Annotated in this window: 15 protein-coding genes; 3 read left to right on the top strand and 12 right to left on the bottom strand. The window is 60.6% G+C overall.

The window, feature by feature from the left end; all coding sequences use genetic code 11:
- The first annotated feature begins 108 nt into the window (after window positions 1-108).
- Both J3P77_RS05870 and J3P77_RS05865 read left to right on the top strand, forming a co-directional pair.
- Window positions 109-1,314 carry an MFS transporter gene (locus J3P77_RS05870; protein ID WP_434680273.1) on the top strand — a complete coding sequence of 402 codons (1,206 nt, stop codon included), beginning with the start codon at window positions 109-111 and terminating at the stop codon, window positions 1,312-1,314.
- Between the two features lie 225 nt (window positions 1,315-1,539).
- Window positions 1,540-2,604 (top strand): diguanylate cyclase, encoded by a 1,065-nt coding sequence (locus tag J3P77_RS05865; RefSeq protein ID WP_434680271.1) that lies wholly within the window; start codon window positions 1,540-1,542, stop codon window positions 2,602-2,604.
- 12 nt (window positions 2,605-2,616) lie between these two features.
- On the opposite strand, the gene J3P77_RS05860 is transcribed toward J3P77_RS05865, so the two are convergent.
- From J3P77_RS05860 to J3P77_RS05825, 8 genes are all read right to left on the bottom strand, one after another.
- Window positions 2,617-3,351, bottom strand: a complete 735-nt coding sequence (locus J3P77_RS05860; RefSeq protein ID WP_434680269.1) for a hypothetical protein — start codon at window positions 3,349-3,351, stop codon at window positions 2,617-2,619.
- Window positions 3,352-3,637: 286 nt separating this feature from the next.
- Window positions 3,638-3,886 (bottom strand): helix-turn-helix domain-containing protein, encoded by a 249-nt coding sequence (locus tag J3P77_RS05855; RefSeq protein ID WP_434681904.1) that lies wholly within the window; start codon window positions 3,884-3,886, stop codon window positions 3,638-3,640.
- Window positions 3,887-4,303: 417 nt separating this feature from the next.
- Entirely contained in the window at window positions 4,304-4,768 is a 465-nt protein-coding gene (locus tag J3P77_RS05850) for a VOC family protein (RefSeq protein ID WP_434680268.1), read from the bottom strand.
- 31 nt (window positions 4,769-4,799) lie between these two features.
- On the bottom strand, window positions 4,800-5,261 hold the full coding sequence (locus J3P77_RS05845; protein ID WP_434680266.1) for a YybH family protein: 462 nt from the start codon (window positions 5,259-5,261) through the stop codon (window positions 4,800-4,802).
- A gap of 47 nt (window positions 5,262-5,308) precedes the next feature.
- On the bottom strand, window positions 5,309-5,680 hold the full coding sequence (locus tag J3P77_RS05840) for a YciI family protein (protein ID WP_434680264.1): 372 nt from the start codon (window positions 5,678-5,680) through the stop codon (window positions 5,309-5,311).
- A gap of 108 nt (window positions 5,681-5,788) precedes the next feature.
- Window positions 5,789-7,063, bottom strand: coding sequence for an RNA polymerase sigma factor (locus tag J3P77_RS05835; protein ID WP_434680262.1), 1,275 nt, complete (start codon window positions 7,061-7,063; stop codon window positions 5,789-5,791).
- A 62-nt stretch (window positions 7,064-7,125) separates the two neighbouring features.
- A complete protein-coding gene (locus J3P77_RS05830) occupies window positions 7,126-8,442 on the bottom strand; it encodes an MFS transporter (protein ID WP_434680261.1) in 1,317 nt (438 codons plus the stop codon).
- Between the two features lie 521 nt (window positions 8,443-8,963).
- Window positions 8,964-11,138 (bottom strand): TonB-dependent siderophore receptor, encoded by a 2,175-nt coding sequence (locus J3P77_RS05825; protein ID WP_434680260.1) that lies wholly within the window; start codon window positions 11,136-11,138, stop codon window positions 8,964-8,966.
- 295 nt (window positions 11,139-11,433) lie between these two features.
- On the opposite strand from J3P77_RS05825, the gene J3P77_RS05820 reads away from it, so the two are divergent.
- A complete protein-coding gene (locus tag J3P77_RS05820) occupies window positions 11,434-11,739 on the top strand; it encodes a PepSY domain-containing protein (RefSeq protein ID WP_434680259.1) in 306 nt (101 codons plus the stop codon).
- Window positions 11,740-11,805: 66 nt separating this feature from the next.
- Here the strand turns inward: J3P77_RS05820 and J3P77_RS05815 are convergent, their stop codons facing one another.
- From J3P77_RS05815 to J3P77_RS05800, 4 genes are all read right to left on the bottom strand, one after another.
- Complete coding sequence (locus tag J3P77_RS05815) at window positions 11,806-12,969, bottom strand: PQQ-dependent sugar dehydrogenase (protein WP_434680258.1); 1,164 nt, start codon at window positions 12,967-12,969, stop codon at window positions 11,806-11,808.
- 53 nt (window positions 12,970-13,022) lie between these two features.
- On the bottom strand, window positions 13,023-13,337 hold the full coding sequence (locus J3P77_RS05810; protein WP_434680257.1) for a hypothetical protein: 315 nt from the start codon (window positions 13,335-13,337) through the stop codon (window positions 13,023-13,025).
- A 335-nt stretch (window positions 13,338-13,672) separates the two neighbouring features.
- Entirely contained in the window at window positions 13,673-14,848 is a 1,176-nt protein-coding gene (locus J3P77_RS05805) for a GAF domain-containing sensor histidine kinase (protein WP_434680255.1), read from the bottom strand.
- A 185-nt stretch (window positions 14,849-15,033) separates the two neighbouring features.
- A complete protein-coding gene (locus J3P77_RS05800) occupies window positions 15,034-15,471 on the bottom strand; it encodes a nucleoside deaminase (protein WP_434680254.1) in 438 nt (145 codons plus the stop codon).
- Window positions 15,472-15,522 lie beyond the last annotated feature (51 nt).

Below are 15,522 nucleotides of genomic sequence, written 5' to 3'. Positions count from 1 at the left end.
GACATTCTCACTGGTGAAATTAATTCCATAATGCCCGGAAAAATCGCCAAGGATAAGAACGGATTTCTGCAATAAAGTGGCGACCTGTTTTTTTATGAGTTTGGTGTCATGTCGTCTCTGGAAACTTCCGCTTCAACCGCCGCTCTTGGCGAACGCTCGACAGGCGCGGGCCTGGCGATTGCGATCCTGGCGTTTGCCGGTTTCGTGATCGTGACCACCGAATTCCTGATCATCGGCCTGCTGCCGGCCATGGCCCGGGATCTCGGCATTTCGATCTCCAGCGCCGGTCTGCTGGTCACGCTTTTCGCTTTTACCGTGATGCTGTTCGGGCCACCGCTGACGGCGATGCTGTCGCACCTGGACCGCAAGCGCACGTTCATCATCATCCTGCTGATCTTCGCGGCGTCCAACGCTCTGGCAGCCGTGTCGAGCAATATCTGGGTGCTGGCGCTGGCGCGCTTCATTCCCGCGCTGGCATTGCCGGTGTTCTGGGGCACCGCGAGCGAGACCGCCAGCCTGCTGGCCGGTCCCAAGCAGGCGGGCAAGGCGGTGGCGCAGGTTTACCTGGGTATTTCGGCGGCCATGCTGTTCGGCATTCCGCTGGGCACGGTGTTTGCCGACGCGGTCGGCTGGCGTGGCGCATTCTGGGCGCTGACCGCTCTATGCGGGGTCATGGCGCTGTTGCTGGCGATTTCCATGCCGCACCTCAAACCCACCGAGAAAGTCGGTCTGGCGCAGCAGGCGCGAATTCTCCGCGACCCGCATTTCCTCGCCAACCTGCTGCTGTCGATCCTGCTGTTCACCGCCATGTTCGCCGCTTACACCTATCTGGCCGACACACTGGAGCGCATCGCTGGCGTCGAGTCTGCTCACGTCGGCTGGTGGCTGATGGGCTTCGGCGCAGTCGGCCTGATCGGTAACGGTCTGGGCGGACGCTATGTCGACCGCAGCCCGCTGGGCTCGACGATTGTCTTCGCGCTGATGCTGGCGCTGGGCATGACCGCAAGCGTGCCGGCGGCCGGCTCGCTGCCGCTGCTGATCGTGGTGCTGACGGTCTGGGGCATCGCGCACACCGCCTTGTTCCCGATCTGCCAGATCCGCGTGATGAAAGCCGCGCCCCACGCTCAGGCACTGGCGGGCACGCTCAACGTGTCGGCGGCCAATGCGGGTATCGGGCTGGGCTCGATCATCGGTGGTGTCACCATCGAACAACTGGGCCTGGGCGCCGTCGGTTATGTCGCCGCCGCCGTCGCGGTGCTCTCGATCGCGGTAGCGTGGCTGACGATGGTGCAAGGTCGCAAAGTGCAGGCCTGATTTGACCTGTCGGTGAGCCGGCAACCAATGAAACGGGCAGTTTCCCAGTCAGGGACTGCCCGTTTTTGCGAGCAGCAGATAACGCTTGAGAAGGCCCGGCGTAGAGCGATCAGCGATTAATGGCAAAATGCTCTTCCCATTGTCATGACTGGCGGGTAAAAATCACGCCTTTCGGTCAAGCTGGAGGATGTCTGACCGGTTGAAGCCTCCAATCCGGTAATCGCTATGAACTCATCACTCGGCAAAGGCCGGTCGTTTGCCAAGCGGATCTATGCACCACGCACCGTTGGAGTGAGTCTTGGCTTTTTCACGGTTGCCGTCTCGTTGTATGAGGTCAAGGCTGCTGGCTGGTTGTGGCCACTGGCAATTTTCAATGCGTTGCTATGGCCTCACGTCGCCTATCAATTGGCCAGCCGCGCGAAACACCCTAACCACGCCGAATGGCGCAACCTGCTGATCGATTCTCTGGCCGGCGGGGTCTGGATGACCGCGATGGGTTTCAGTGCGATGCCAAGCATTACCGTCGTCGCGATGATGGCAATGCACAACATCGCTGCCGGCGGTCCGCGTCTGATGTTTCAGGGTTTCATCGCGCAAGCGTTCGGCATCGCGTCGGCGTGGCTGGTGCTCGCGCCCAGAATCAACTTCGACAACAGCCCCGCGCAGATTTACGCCTGTATTCCGGTGCTGGTCCTCTACCCGATCTTCATTGGCTGGATGAGCCATCAGGTCACGCTCAAGTTGCGGGAGCACCGCAATATCCTCAGCACCATGAGCCGCACCGACAGCCTGACCGGACTGACCAATCACGGTGCCTGGAAAGACCAACTGGCGATGACATTCATCATCAGCCAGAACATGCGCTGCTCAAGCACCATTGCCCTGATCGATATCGATCACTTCAAATCCATCAACGACACCTACGGCCACATGGTGGGCGACAGGGTTCTGCGGGACATCAGCAGGATCCTCACCGCCAATCTGCGCCCTACCGACCTGGCCGGGCGCTACGGGGGTGATGAGTTCGGCGTCATCTTTCCCGACACCGGGCATGCCCAGGCCGAGCAGATTCTGGAACGCCTGCGCGTGGCGGTGGACGAGCTTGAACATCACGAGCATCCCGGCCTCAAGCTCAGCCTGAGCATCGGCCTTGCCACGCGTATGTCGCATTTTACCGACGCCGATATGTGGCTTCACGAAGCGGACAAAGCGCTTTATGTCGCCAAGCAGAACGGCCGTAATCAGGTGATCAGCGCTCAGACGGCTTCTACACAACTTGCCCCAGCCTGACCCCGCAGACGATCAGACGTCCTCCGTCTCTCGCTGCGCGTCGCTTTTGAGGCCGTAGTTGGTCAACACCCATTTGGGCGTGTGGCGCTCAAGCAGTTCGCGCACGGGACGGTCCAGCGCCAGCTTGCCGTAGGCAGCTTCTTCGCCGTCGAGATGGGCTTGCTGCGCCGCGCGATAGTTGATTGGGTAAACGCTCTGCTCCACTGGCAGCAGGCTGTCGTAATGTTCGAGCAGACCATGAAAGACAATCCGCCTTTCAAGCGAATTGCGCGTCGTGGCGATGAGCTTGCTGAAGTAGTCGCCGTCATGCTGACGCAATGCAGCGCTCGCGGCATAACGCTCGACCAGGGTGTAGGGCGCCAGATCGTCGAACACTACGCAGCACAGGTACTCGCGCCGCATACCGGTGAACGGGTTGTTCACCGACTCCCGACGCCAATGCACGCCGAGCGCGTACTGCAAGGACTTTTCGGCCATTACCTGACGGCGCGTGTCCTCAAGCCCGGCAAGATCTCCCAACGCCGGAGCCTGTCGCCCCTGCTCGCGGACTTGTCGGGCGAGCCTGGAAAATACACCTGTCGGTCCCATCCAGCGCGACTGCATTTCGCACAGCTGCTCCATCGAGAGGGCAGTCTGCCGTATCGCCAGCCGATTGAAATCCGCCATTACGCTGAAATCGGCCGGGTGTGGTTCCTGCCACAATGACTGATCGGATTGAATATCCTCGCGACTCAAACAAGCAGTCATAAGTTGCTCCTTTTTATTGTTCAGGTTTACGCAAATAAATCGGCCAGGATCTTGATCGCCCTGTACACCGCAACCATGAACGGCCAGACATTAGAATGGCGGAGGTTTGTATAGCTACAAACTCTCCGCCGCCGCGACAATGCTGTTGCACTGCGCCTTTCAACTCAGCGATGAATTATCCCGGCACAGGCCGGCATAACAATCACCTTTTACCACTAGTATCAAGTGCGACATCAAGAACAAGAACTTCTACTCCAGCGCCCACTATTGCTGCACTGGCCACTCATTATGGCCGACTGTTTTCCGTACGCAATCCGACAGATGTAGGGGGTGGCGGCTTAGTGCCCGCCAACAGTCGGGATACACAACGCGCCATGAGTTCGGCGCGGGTCTTGACGTGGTTCTTGCGAAGCAGTGAAGACACGTGATCCCTCACTGTATAGCCGCTGATGCAGAGCTGCTGCGCGATTTCCTTGTTGGTGCACCCCTGTAGCAGCAGCCCCAATACCTCCTGCTCCCTGAACGTCGCCCACATATTGTTTTCTCTCGTCATCACTTGTGCTCACCGGTGAACGTGTAGGACGTGTCTTACGCCTGTCATCCATAACATCAGCATTAACAGAGTTGGCCATGATCCTGTCGGATCTCCCCATGGCGCTCTTGAACATCCTGATCAGGCTTGATGAAACATCGGCACCTGGAACCAAAACTATAGCCAAAAAATTACCTTTGCAGAACATTCCTACATACCCCACAGACCCTTCCTAACTTATTATTCTATTGATCCATAATTCATTGCCACAATAACGTTTCAGCATCGCGCCTTAATAGTTTTGAACGGAATGTATAGAGGGGCGAAAGATAAACTTGCAATCCAATAATTACAATCAGTTGTTACAAATGCGGCCGACTCCCGCCCTTCGCCACGAGCGGGATAATTCAGGCACTGGTTTTAGTGTTGGGCGAACATTTCCCCGGCGCGGGCGCTGATCTGTTCGTGGGTAAGGTCTTCGATGTGCGTGGCGATGAACCACAGGTTGCCGAACGGATCCTTGAGCGTGCCCATCCGGTCGCCGTAGAACTGGTCGCTGACCGGCGTCACCACCTCACCGCCGGCGTCGATAGCCTGCTGATACCGGGCATCGACCTTTTCCACATACAGATGCAGGCCGAAGGAAGGCTTTGTCCCTGGTTCCAGAGCGCCAAGCGCGCCAGCCGCGCAGGGTTCGGAGATCATCATCCGGGTATCGCCGATCGAGAGTTCGGCATGGCCGACCTTGCCGTCGGGGCCGTCCAGGCGAAACTCTTCGATGGCGTTGAAGGCTTTCTTGTAGAACTCGATGGCTTCAGAAGCGCCAGTGACGCTCAGATAAACCGTCAGGCTGTGATAGCCCTCTGGAATGGCCTTTACTGTCATTGCCTTGTCTCCTGGTGGCGAGCCGGGTGGCTCAGGGTTTGAGGTCGAACAGGGCCTTGCCGCTTTGCATGTCGAACGGCGCGGAAAAATGCTCATGAACCGCTTTCCATCCGTCGGCGGTCAGCAGGTAGCCGGCGCTGCCGCGCATCCATGAGCCTTTCATCTCGCCGTTCTCATCCGCCGCGCCGCAGTGGTTCAGCCAGTGGGCAAATGCCACCTCACCCGCCGCGTGCACTACCAGCTCGCGTTGCTCGAACAACATCGGGCCTTCGCACAGACCCAGGCAATAAGCCCAATGCGCGCGATAGGCTTCCAGCCCCTTGAATTGCAACTGCACGATGGCGTCGTAGGCGACCACGTCGGGGTGGTAATAGTCGGCGATCGCCGAAAGGTCCTTGTCCCGAACCGCTAATGACCATCGCTGCAAGGCGTCCCGGATCAGGGTCTCGGCATCGGACTGGGCGGTGGTGGCGTACTCGAAATGGGTGCTCATGGTCAGGCTCCTGAAGTGGGTCGATTGTTGTAGCTGACGCGGGAGAGTCAGCGGCTGGCCGCATGGCGTTGGGCTTGCAGGTCGAGCTTGCGGACCGGGCGAACCTCGACGCAGCCAACACGGGCTGCGGGAATGTGCGCCGCTACCTGCAAGGCTTCGTTCAGGTCCCTTGCCTGAATCAGGTAGAAGCCGGTCAGTTGCTCCTTGGTTTCAGCGAACGGCCCGTCAGTGATCGTCACTTTGCCGTTGCGCATGCGCACGGTCGTGGCCGTCTGCACCGACTCCAGCGGCTCGGCTGCCATCATCCGGCCGCTGCTTTCAATCGACTGGGCGTAATCGAAACATTCATCGTCCCTTGGGCTGTCGGGATGTGAATGCAGGGTCTGCTCGTTGCTGTAGATCAGGCATAGGTATTTCATGCGTATGCTCCTTGCGGGTCTGCCGTAGACATGAACTAGTCGTTCTGGCGCGAGCGGAATCGACGCAGGGGCAAGCGGAATGTTTCTGGCCGACGAACGGGCTTTCGATCAGCTCAAGGCCCCCAGCTCGTTCAGGCAGCGTTGCAGATATCGGCGCTCCGCCACCTGCTCGGTGCGTTGCAGCGCGAGGGAATAAGCGGCGCGCGCGTCGTGGATGCGCCCTGCGCGACGGCAGAGATCGGCTTTGGCCGTCCAGATGAGGTGATAGTCGCTCAACTCGCCGGTCTCCAGCAGCGCGTCAATCAGCGCGATGCCGGCCTGGGGTCCGCGATACATGCCGACGGCCACCGCGCGGTTGAGCTCGACCACCGCCGTGTCGGCCAGCTCCAGCAATATGTCGTAGAGGCCAACGATTTCCGCCCAGTCTGTCTCGGCCGCTGTCGGCGCCTCGGCATGCACTGCCGCGATTGCGGCCTGCACGCTATACGCTCCGAAACGCCCGGAACGCAGCGCAAACTCGACAAGGTGCTGACCTTCATCAATCAGCTCTCGACGCCAGAGGCCGCGGTCCTGTACGTCGAGCGGGATCGGCTCGCCAGCCTCGGACAGCCGCGCCGGACGCCGCGACTCGGTCAGCAGCATCAACGCCAGCAGCCCCGCCACTTCCGGCTCGGGAAGCAGATCCAGCAGCAGACGACCCAGGCGCAGCGCTTCGGTGGACAGTTCCTGGCGGGTCAGTTTCTCGCCCGAGGAAGCGAAGTAGCCTTCGTTGAAGACCAGATACACCACCCGAAGCACGCTCTCCAGTCGCGGAGCCAGCTCGGCGAATGCCGGCACCTCGTACGGAATGCGCGCGTCGCGGATCTTGGTCTTGGCGCGCACGATGCGCTGGGCAACCGACGAAGGTTTGATCAGGAAAGCGCGGGCGATCTCTTCGGTAGTGAGGTCGCACACTTCGCGCAGGGTCAGCGCCACTTGTGCGTCTTCAGTCAGCGCGGGGTGGCAGCAGGTGAAGATCAGTCTCAGACGGTCGTCCTCGACGCTGTCGGAATCCGGTTCACTGGCCTGAATGCGATCTTCCAGTCGCTCGGCCAGCAGACTGAGCGATGCGTCGAACCGTGCGCGGCGGCGCAGGCTGTCGATGGCCTTGAAGCGCCCGACTGAGACCAGCCAGGCTCGCGGGTTATCCGGCAGACCGGCCTGCGGCCACTGTTCGACCGCGGCAATGAAGGCCTCCTGCATCGCTTCTTCGGCCAGCTCGAAACTGCCGAGCAGCCGGATCAGCGTGGCCAGCACCCGGCGGGACTGCTGGAGGTAGATGCCTTCGATTTCACAGGTCAGCGAAAGCGCGGTGTCGTGATGTTCTTCAGCCCGGGAATTCATGCCCAAGTCTCATGGTGAGTCGAGAAAGCTTAGCCGCTCGACGCGCCATGAGCTGTCGGACGTCAGCCGGCGCCTTCCAGCGCTGGATCATCGACCACCACGCCGCGGCGCAAGCCGAAAACCATGGCGGTCATCAGACCCACGACGCCCATCACCGCACAGAAGACCACGCAGACCCAAGGCGTGACCGGCATCAGCGCGATCAGCATCAGCGGCGTGAAACTGGCCCAGGCGGCGTAGGCAATGTTGTAGGTAAAGGAGATCCCGGAGACGCGGATATTCGCCGGGAACAACCCCACCATCACCGACGGCACCACGCCGACGATGCCGCATGCCAGACCGGCGACAGCGTACGCAACGCCCGGCGCCAGCCATTGCTGGATAAGGCTGGCGTACAGAACGGCGATGCCGACCGGCAGCAACAGACTGTAAATCATCACGGCACGCCATGCGCCGATCCGGTCGACCAGCATCCCGGCCAGCACGCAGCCCACATTGAGGAACACGATACCCATGGCGCTCAGCGCAAAGGTGTGGCTGGCGGACATGCCAAAGCGCTGTTGCATGACGGTTGGAGTAATGACCACCAGCACCACCACGGCGGACGTCAGCACAAAGGTCAACAACGCCGCCGGCAGCAAAGATTGGCGGTGCTCACGCAGCACCTGTCCAAGCGGCAGGCCTTGCATGCTTTCGCGCTGGGCGTGCAGCGCCATGAACACCGGCGTCTCGCTCAACCAGCGACGCAGCCAGACGCCGACCACCCCGAACACGCCGCCCAGCAGAAACGGAATACGCCAGGCGTAATCGAGAATTTCAGCCGGAGTGAAGACCCTGGCCAGCCAGGTGGCAGTCAGAGCTCCCAGCAGATAGCCGAACGTCAGACCGGCCTGGAGCACACCGAGCGCATAGCCGCGATGACCGGCAGGCGCATGTTCGGCGACGAAAACCCAGGCGCTGGGCACCTCGCCGCCGACTGCGGCACCTTGCAGAATGCGCAGCGCCAGCAACACCAAAGGCGCCCAGTAGCCGATGTCCGCGTAGGTCGGCATCACGCCGATCAACAGGCACGGCAGGGCCATCATCAGGATGCTCAGGCTGAACACCCGCTTGCGGCCCAGACGGTCGGCGAAGTGCGCCATCAGGATGCCGCCCAGCGGCCGCGCCAGATAGCCGGTCACGAAAATCCCGAAACTTTGCAGCAAGCGCAGCCACTCGGGCATTTCCGGCGGAAAGAACAGCTGGCTGAGGGTCAGCGCGAAGAACACGAAAATGATGAAGTCATAGATTTCCAGCGCCCCACCCAAGGCCGCAAGGCTCAGGGTCTTGTAGTCAGCCCGGGAAAAAGGCTGGGGTCGTGGTCGAGCAATGGCCGTCATAAGGAACCCGGATGTTGGCTTGGCAAGAGACGCGTTGCCGCAGGCAGCGGACGCAGGGCGCGAAGAATAGCAAAGGTTGGCGGCGGGTGCGTTCCCGGAGCGTCGGGATGTGGGTTGAAGACAGCTGGTTCCCACAAAAGCGGTGCTGTCTCTGTGGGAGATTCTATGTTTGGGGGGTACCCCTAAACCGCCCTTGGGCAGAAACTCCTGGTGCCCGCGAATCCGCTTTTGATTCTGCCCGCAGGGCGTGGGAGTGACCGGGCGGCGATCCGCTTGCTCTGGGCGGCAATCCGACGATCTGGCGCGTAGCGGCAGTAATCCTGGCGACCTTGTTTATACTGCATGAACCCTCTTGCTGCCGGTTCCCGGCAGATCGCAGGCAAGCCAGCTCCTACAGTTCGTGCAGCGCTGCGGTTCTTGTGGGAGCCAGCGGGCGGCGATCCGTCTTGCTGGCGAGAGTGTTTTCCACAAACCCCGCTCACAACATGCAGGGGATGTGGAATTGGCCGCAGTGTAGCGAATCAGAAATTGACCGAGGCCGACAACCGCGCGGTACGCGGGGCGCCCATGAACAGGTAGTCGTCGCCCATGTATTCACCCGCATCGCGCCAGTAGCGCTTGTCGAACAGGTTATCGATGGTCAGGCGCAGGATAGTGTCATAGTCGCCGAGCCGGGTGCTGTAGCGGCTTCCGATGTTGAACAGCGCGTAATCATTGACCTGCACCGAACCCGCGCGGTCCGCATACTTGCTGGCGCTGTACTGCACGCCGCCCAGCAACGCCAGGCCCGGAATCGGCAAGCTGTAATCGGTCTGGAGGCTGGCCCGATAACGCGGCACGTTCAGCGCCTGGTGATCGTCATAGGCAGCGGTGCCGCTGTCTTCGACCCGCGACCTGATCGCCGCAACGCTGGCGGACAATTGCAGGCGCTCGCTCACCCAACCGTTGGCGCCCAGCTCCAGGCCAGTGTTTTTTTGCTGTCCCTGCTGCACATAGGTGAACGTGCCGTCCTCTTCAGGTCGGGAATACTGGTACGCCTGACGCGCCTGGAACAGCGCGGCGGTGAAGCTCATCCGTCGCCAGTCGTACTTCACGCCGGCCTCAAGCTGCCGGGACACGGTCGGTGCCAGAATTTCGCTGGCATTGCTGGTGAACCAGGCCGCCGTTCCGCCGAGAGACAGTCCTTTGCTGTAACTGGTGTAAAGCGACAGGTTCTGCACCGGTTTGTAGATAAGCGCGACGTTGGGCAAGAACAACGAACGCTGGGTATGGCGCGCATCACTGCCATCCTCGGCATAGGCCCGCTCGTCGAGACGCACCTGACGCCCCCCAAGCACGGTCTGCCAGTGTTCGTTGAAACTGATGCGATCCGTGACGAACAGCCCGTACTGGCGGCTGTCCAGACGCCGTTCGGTGTGCGGCAAGGGCAAATCGGACGGCGCGATGGCGTCGGGCGTCTCGTTGATGTTGCCCGAGCCGACGAACTCGTTGAAGGTGCCACGGCTGTCCACAGTGCGGCGAAACGCGCTGGTGCCGAAGGTCAGCTCGTGTTCGAGCGAGCCGGTAGCGAAGCGCCCGGTCATGGCTGCTTCCACTTCGTCGTTACGGCGCGTGTCGTCGGGGCTGCGGAAGTCGTAGATGTCGTAGCCGCCTTCGGCGCTGAAATGGTTGGGCACCGCTTCGTTCGCGCAGCTGGCCGACCCATAGCAACCCCAGGCGAAGGCGCTGTAGTCGTCGATCACCACCCGGCTGCGCGACGCACTCAGGCTGGCTTTCCAGTCGTCGGTGAACTGGTATTCGAAACGGCCGTTCATGTTCAGCGAATCGATACCGACCGGATTGGACCAGCTCTGGCGGCCCAGCAGCTTGCGCGGCGAGGCGTCGTGCGGCAGCGTCGTGCCGCCCAGCAACTGATAGCCAGGGACCGAGCGCTGCTCTTTGGTCTGGTACTCGACATCCAGTCGCAGCAGCGCGCGGTCGCTGATGTTCCAGTCGAAAGCCAGCGAGGCGAAATCACGCTGCCCGTCGGCATGCTCGACGTAAGAACGAATGTCCTCGTGGGCCAGGTTCACGCGCAGCCCGAACTGCTGCTCGGCGCCGAACCATCCGCCGACATCGGTCGCCAGGTAGCGCTCACCGTGTTCGTTGGTCGACACCGTAACCGACCGTACATCTGCGGCGCGCTTGGTCTGGTAATTAATCAGCCCGCCCGGCGCCGCCACACCGCTCTGCAAACCTGAAAGCCCCTTGAGCAGTTCGACCTGCTGTTTGTTTTCCAGCGCCACGTTCTGCTCGCCGGTAATGGTGCGGCCGTTGATGCGATAGCTGTTGGCGGCATTGAGGGAGAAGCCGCGTACCACGAAGTTTTCGTAATAGCCGACCGGCGCGTAGGCGTCACCGACCGAGGCGTCATTGCGCAGCACTTCGCTGAGCAGCTTGGCCTGGCGGTCCTTGAGCAGCGCGTCGGTGAACACCGAAACCGAGGCCGGCGTGTCGATCAACGGCGCGTCGTTGAAGCCGCCGACCGAGGCACGTGTCGCTTGATAGTCGGGTGTTGAACTCTGTTCGGCCGCGCCCGAGACGTTCACCGCATCCAGTTTCACCGGATCGGCGGCCAGCAACGGCGTAACGACCCCCATGCCCAGCGGCAACAGGCACCAGGAAAGGCGCGCAGCGGGTCGGTGTGGCTTGGGCATGGGTTGCACTCCAGGAAGAACAGGTTCGGGCGGACGGGGCCACCTTTTACGTTCACCGAGTGGTTTTTACAACCTTTGTCAGAGGCCGCGTCAGAGCTGATGCAGGAGCAACCGGGGAAGCCGGATTCAAGCCCGACAAAGCCCAGGGAAACTCCCGGCTCCGGCAAAGTTGCGAACATTAAGCCTGAATTAAGTAAGCGTGGTTAATCTGGCTTCAACAAGATAGCTGAACCAAACAGCTGTCGAAATATCCCAGTTAATACCTTTACAACAAACCTGTGAGAAGGAATAAACCATGAAACTTGCTTCTACTTTCTTTGCTGCCATCGCCCTGACCGCCGCCGCTGGCGTCGCACAAGCTGATATTGGCCCTGACGAAGTGGTTCGTCTGCAAAAAGCCGGCACCGTGGGTGACTTCGAGCAGTTCAACAAGCAAGCGCTGGCCAAACACCCCGGCTTCCAGATTAATGACACCGAACTTGAGAAAGAAGCCGGTCGTTATGTCTATCAGATCGAGCTTAAGGACACCAAGAATGTCGAGTGGGAATACCACGTCGACGCCAAGACCGGTGAAGTCCTGCGTGACGCAGAGGACCGTTGATTCCTCGTCCCAGAGCCTTGGCCGTTGCCCGCCGGTAACCAGACCGGCAGGCAACAATTGCTCGGCTTACTGATCCAGGCCAACTTTTAGAAGTTGGCCTTTGTCGTCGTCGGTCAGAACATACAAGAAACCATCCGGGCCTTGCCGTACATCACGGATGCGCTGTTTCCGCTCGCCCAACAGTCGTTCTTCGTGAACGATCCGGTCGCCGTCGAACTGCAGACGAATCATATCTTCGCTGGCCAGCCCGCCAATGAACAAGTTGTGATCCCACGCTTTGAAACGTCCGTCATCGTAAAAGGTCATGCCGCTGATGCCGGGTGACTTGTCCCATACATGAAACGGTACTTTGGTGCCTTCGACAAACTTGCCCTTCGCTTCCGGGATTGGCTGACCGGAATAATTGATGCCGTGAGTTGCCAGTGGCCAGCCATAGTTCTGCCCGCGCTCGATGATATTGACCTCATCACCGCCTTTCGCCCCATGCTCGTTAGTCCACAGGGTTCCTGACCAGGGATTGAGCGCCGCGCCTTGCTGGTTGCGATGGCCATAGGACCAGATCTCTGGCCGCACATTTTTCTGGCCGACGAAGGGGTTGTCTTTGGGAACGTTGCCATCCGGGTAGATCCGCACCACTTTGCCCTGGAGCTTGTCGAGGTCCTGTGCGGTCGGCCGGTTGTTGTTTTCCCCAAGCGCGATGAACAGATAGCCGTCGCGGTCGAAGACCATCCGCGAACCGAAGTGGTTGCCCACCGACAACTTAGGCTGCTGACGGAAGATCACGGTGAAGTCTTCCAGCCGCGTCATGTCGGCGGACAGACGACCGCGCCCCGCTGCGGTGCCTGCGGTTTCTCCTTCGGCAGGGTTTTTACCGCTGCCTTCGGAATAGGTCAGGTAAACCATGCGGTCCTTGGCGAAATCCGGGGACAGCACCACATCGAGCAGACCGCCCTGCCCTTTGGCCCAGACCTGCGGCACACCGGAGATCGGCCCGGACAGTTTTCCATCCGCCGACACCAGGCGCAGATCGCCCGAACGCTCGGTTACCAGAATCCCCTGATTGTTCGGCAGGAACGCCAGCGCCCATGGATGGTTCAGGCCTTCGGCGACCTCGCTGACACTGACCGTGCCCAGTTCGGTTTTGTAGCGTTCCGTCGCTGCGCCAGCCGTGAGCGATGCGCTCAGGGCGGCAGAGGCACAGAGTGTTGCGATCAGGGTTTTTCTCAACATGGGCGTTTCCTTATGCATGGGAAGTGAGAGAGCGAAAGGGGTGCGGCGGGCAGTCAGTTGCTGCGCGAAGGCGGCGCGCTCGGAACGGGAGCCCGGGGCATCTGGCGAGTGGGGTAACCGTTGCCGATGCCGCCGTTTTCCAGCGTCGGCTTGCGCAGCGTCGGTGGCGTGACCGGCGGGCGTCCGGGCGGCGTGACAGGCTGAGTGCCCTGGCGGCTGTTGGGGTTGGCGCGATGAAGCGGGCTGCTGTAAGTGTCGCTCGCGCTACTGCGCGGCGTACTGCCTGGCAACGTTTGCGCCTGCGCCGTGTTCATGAACGGCAGTGCAGCAAGCAGCAGCAGCGCGAATTTTCTTACGAAACTATTCATCAAACACCTGCCCAGGAACGGTGAAGTCACACGCCTTTGATGGCCGTTGCAGCATCAGGTTCGGTGCAGTCGTGCGGATGAGCAAGCAAAGGGGCGGGAGAACTTGTAACAAGGATGGTCAGCCAGAGGCCGGCGCCGTCTCACTCCTGGACGGCCGCAGCCTCTGCCGGGACCGAGCCGACGTCTTCGCGGGCAAGCACGCCCCTACATGTGCAGCGCAATCCTGTGGGAGCGAGCTTGCTCGCGAAAGGGCCGGTACGGACGCCACAGCTGCAGCGATACGCCCGACGTCTTCGCGGACAAGTCCGCTCCCACAGCGGTCCTCGCAACCTGGCTTACACCGGCATGCTGAAGGTAAAGGTTGTGCCCTGTTCCAGCGTGGAGTTCACGTCGATGCGGCCTTCGTGGGCCAGGGCGATCTGGCTGGCGATATACAACCCCAGCCCCAACCCGGCCTGGGGCTTGTCGGTGGCCGGGCGCGAGTAAGGCATGAACAGCCGGGACAATACATGCTCGGTCATCGGCTTTCCCTGATTGGTCACACTCAGCAGAAATCGGTCGCCCACGACCTCGGCGCGTACGTCGACCGGCCCGCTTGGGTCGCCATGGTTGATGGCATTGATCACGAGGTTCGAAAGCAACTGGGCAATACGTTCATGATCACAGCGCAACCGCACCAGTGCACCGATGTGCGAATTGATCAAGCGCCATGGATGCACCCGCTGCACCTCGGACACCACGTGTTCGAGCGTTGCGTCCAGGCCGTCGCAGTCGTGCAGATTCAGCGGAATGCCGTTGCCGAGTCGCCCACGGGCGAAATCCAATACGTCGTCGACCAGCTGTGTCGCGCGCTTGCCTGACGTCAGGATGTGCTGGACGATCTTTTGCGCCTTGTCGTCCAGCGGCTTGCGCAACAGCAGCTCGGCACCTGCGTTGATGGCGAACAGCGGATTGCGCAGATCGTGGCCGAGCACGGCGATGAACTGTTCGCGCAGTTCCGCGACCTTACGCTCGGCGAGCAGATCGGCCTGCACTTCAAGCATCGTCTGTTCTGCCTCGATCTGCAGCGCGAGCAATCGGGCAAACGACATCATCATCGCCTCGATCTGGGTGCCGATGAGCTTCGCAGGCTTGGGGTCCAGAGCGCAGATGGTGCCAAAGAACGAACCGTCAGAGAGGATGACCGGTACCGAAATATAGCTCTGGAATTTGTATATCTTGGGCGTGTGATGGTCACAAAAGCGCGGGTCCTCGGCGACATGATCAATGATCACTGCCTGGTGCGAGGAGCGTATTTCGTGGCAAATGGTGCTGGTCAGCTCCAGATCGCCCCCGGGCTTGAGACCGAAATCCAGGGTGTCCAGCACGGCGCAGGCCGTCCAGGTCGTTTCGGTCACCCGCGCGACCGCCGCGAAGCCCAGCCCGGTGGATTCGACAATGACCTGCAGAATGGCGGGGACTGCGGAGATCCGTCCGATGGTGGCTACATCGTTGGTAATTGATTGCCGCATGCGGACGGGTCTCGAACCTGAATTGAGTGAGGCATCATTCTAGCGAGCGGCAACGTCGCTTGCGTTACCAAACCGCCGTTTTTTGCTTTCTCACGCAAGAACACACGCAGATGACTGCTAACAGCGAAAAAACGTCACTCAAAAGCATGGCTCTATTCGTTCGGGTGCAGCAGCCCTGCGTCCACCTATTCGCCGATGTCTTCATTCCACAGCTCAGGCTTGCTGGCGATGAAGCTGCGCATCATGTGTTCGCACACGCTGTCTTGCAGCACTTCCACCTGCACGCCGCGTGACCGCAACAACGCCTCCTCGCCCATGAACGTCTGGTTTTCACCGACGATAACTCTGCGGATTCCATAAAGCAGGATCGCTCCACTGCACATGGCGCAAGGCGAAAGCGTTGTGTAAAGCACGGAGTCGCGGTACACGCTGGCCGGCTGGCGACCTGCGTTTTCGAGGGCGTCCATTTCGCCGTGCTTGATGGCACTGCCTTCCTGCACGCGGCGGTTATGCCCGCGGCCGATGATCCGGCCGTCGTGGACGATGACGGAGCCGATCGGTATCCCGCCCTCCTCCAGCCCGCGTTGCGCTTCGTCGATGGCGGCCTGCATGAATGGGTCCATAGTGCTTCCTTTTGAATGACTGATGCTTTGAATGGCTGATGGATGGTTGAG

This window comes from Pseudomonas sp. R1-18, assembly GCF_051132095.1.
GTDB lineage: Bacteria > Pseudomonadota > Gammaproteobacteria > Pseudomonadales > Pseudomonadaceae > Aquipseudomonas.
This window is presented reverse-complemented; position numbering and strand designations above follow the sequence as displayed.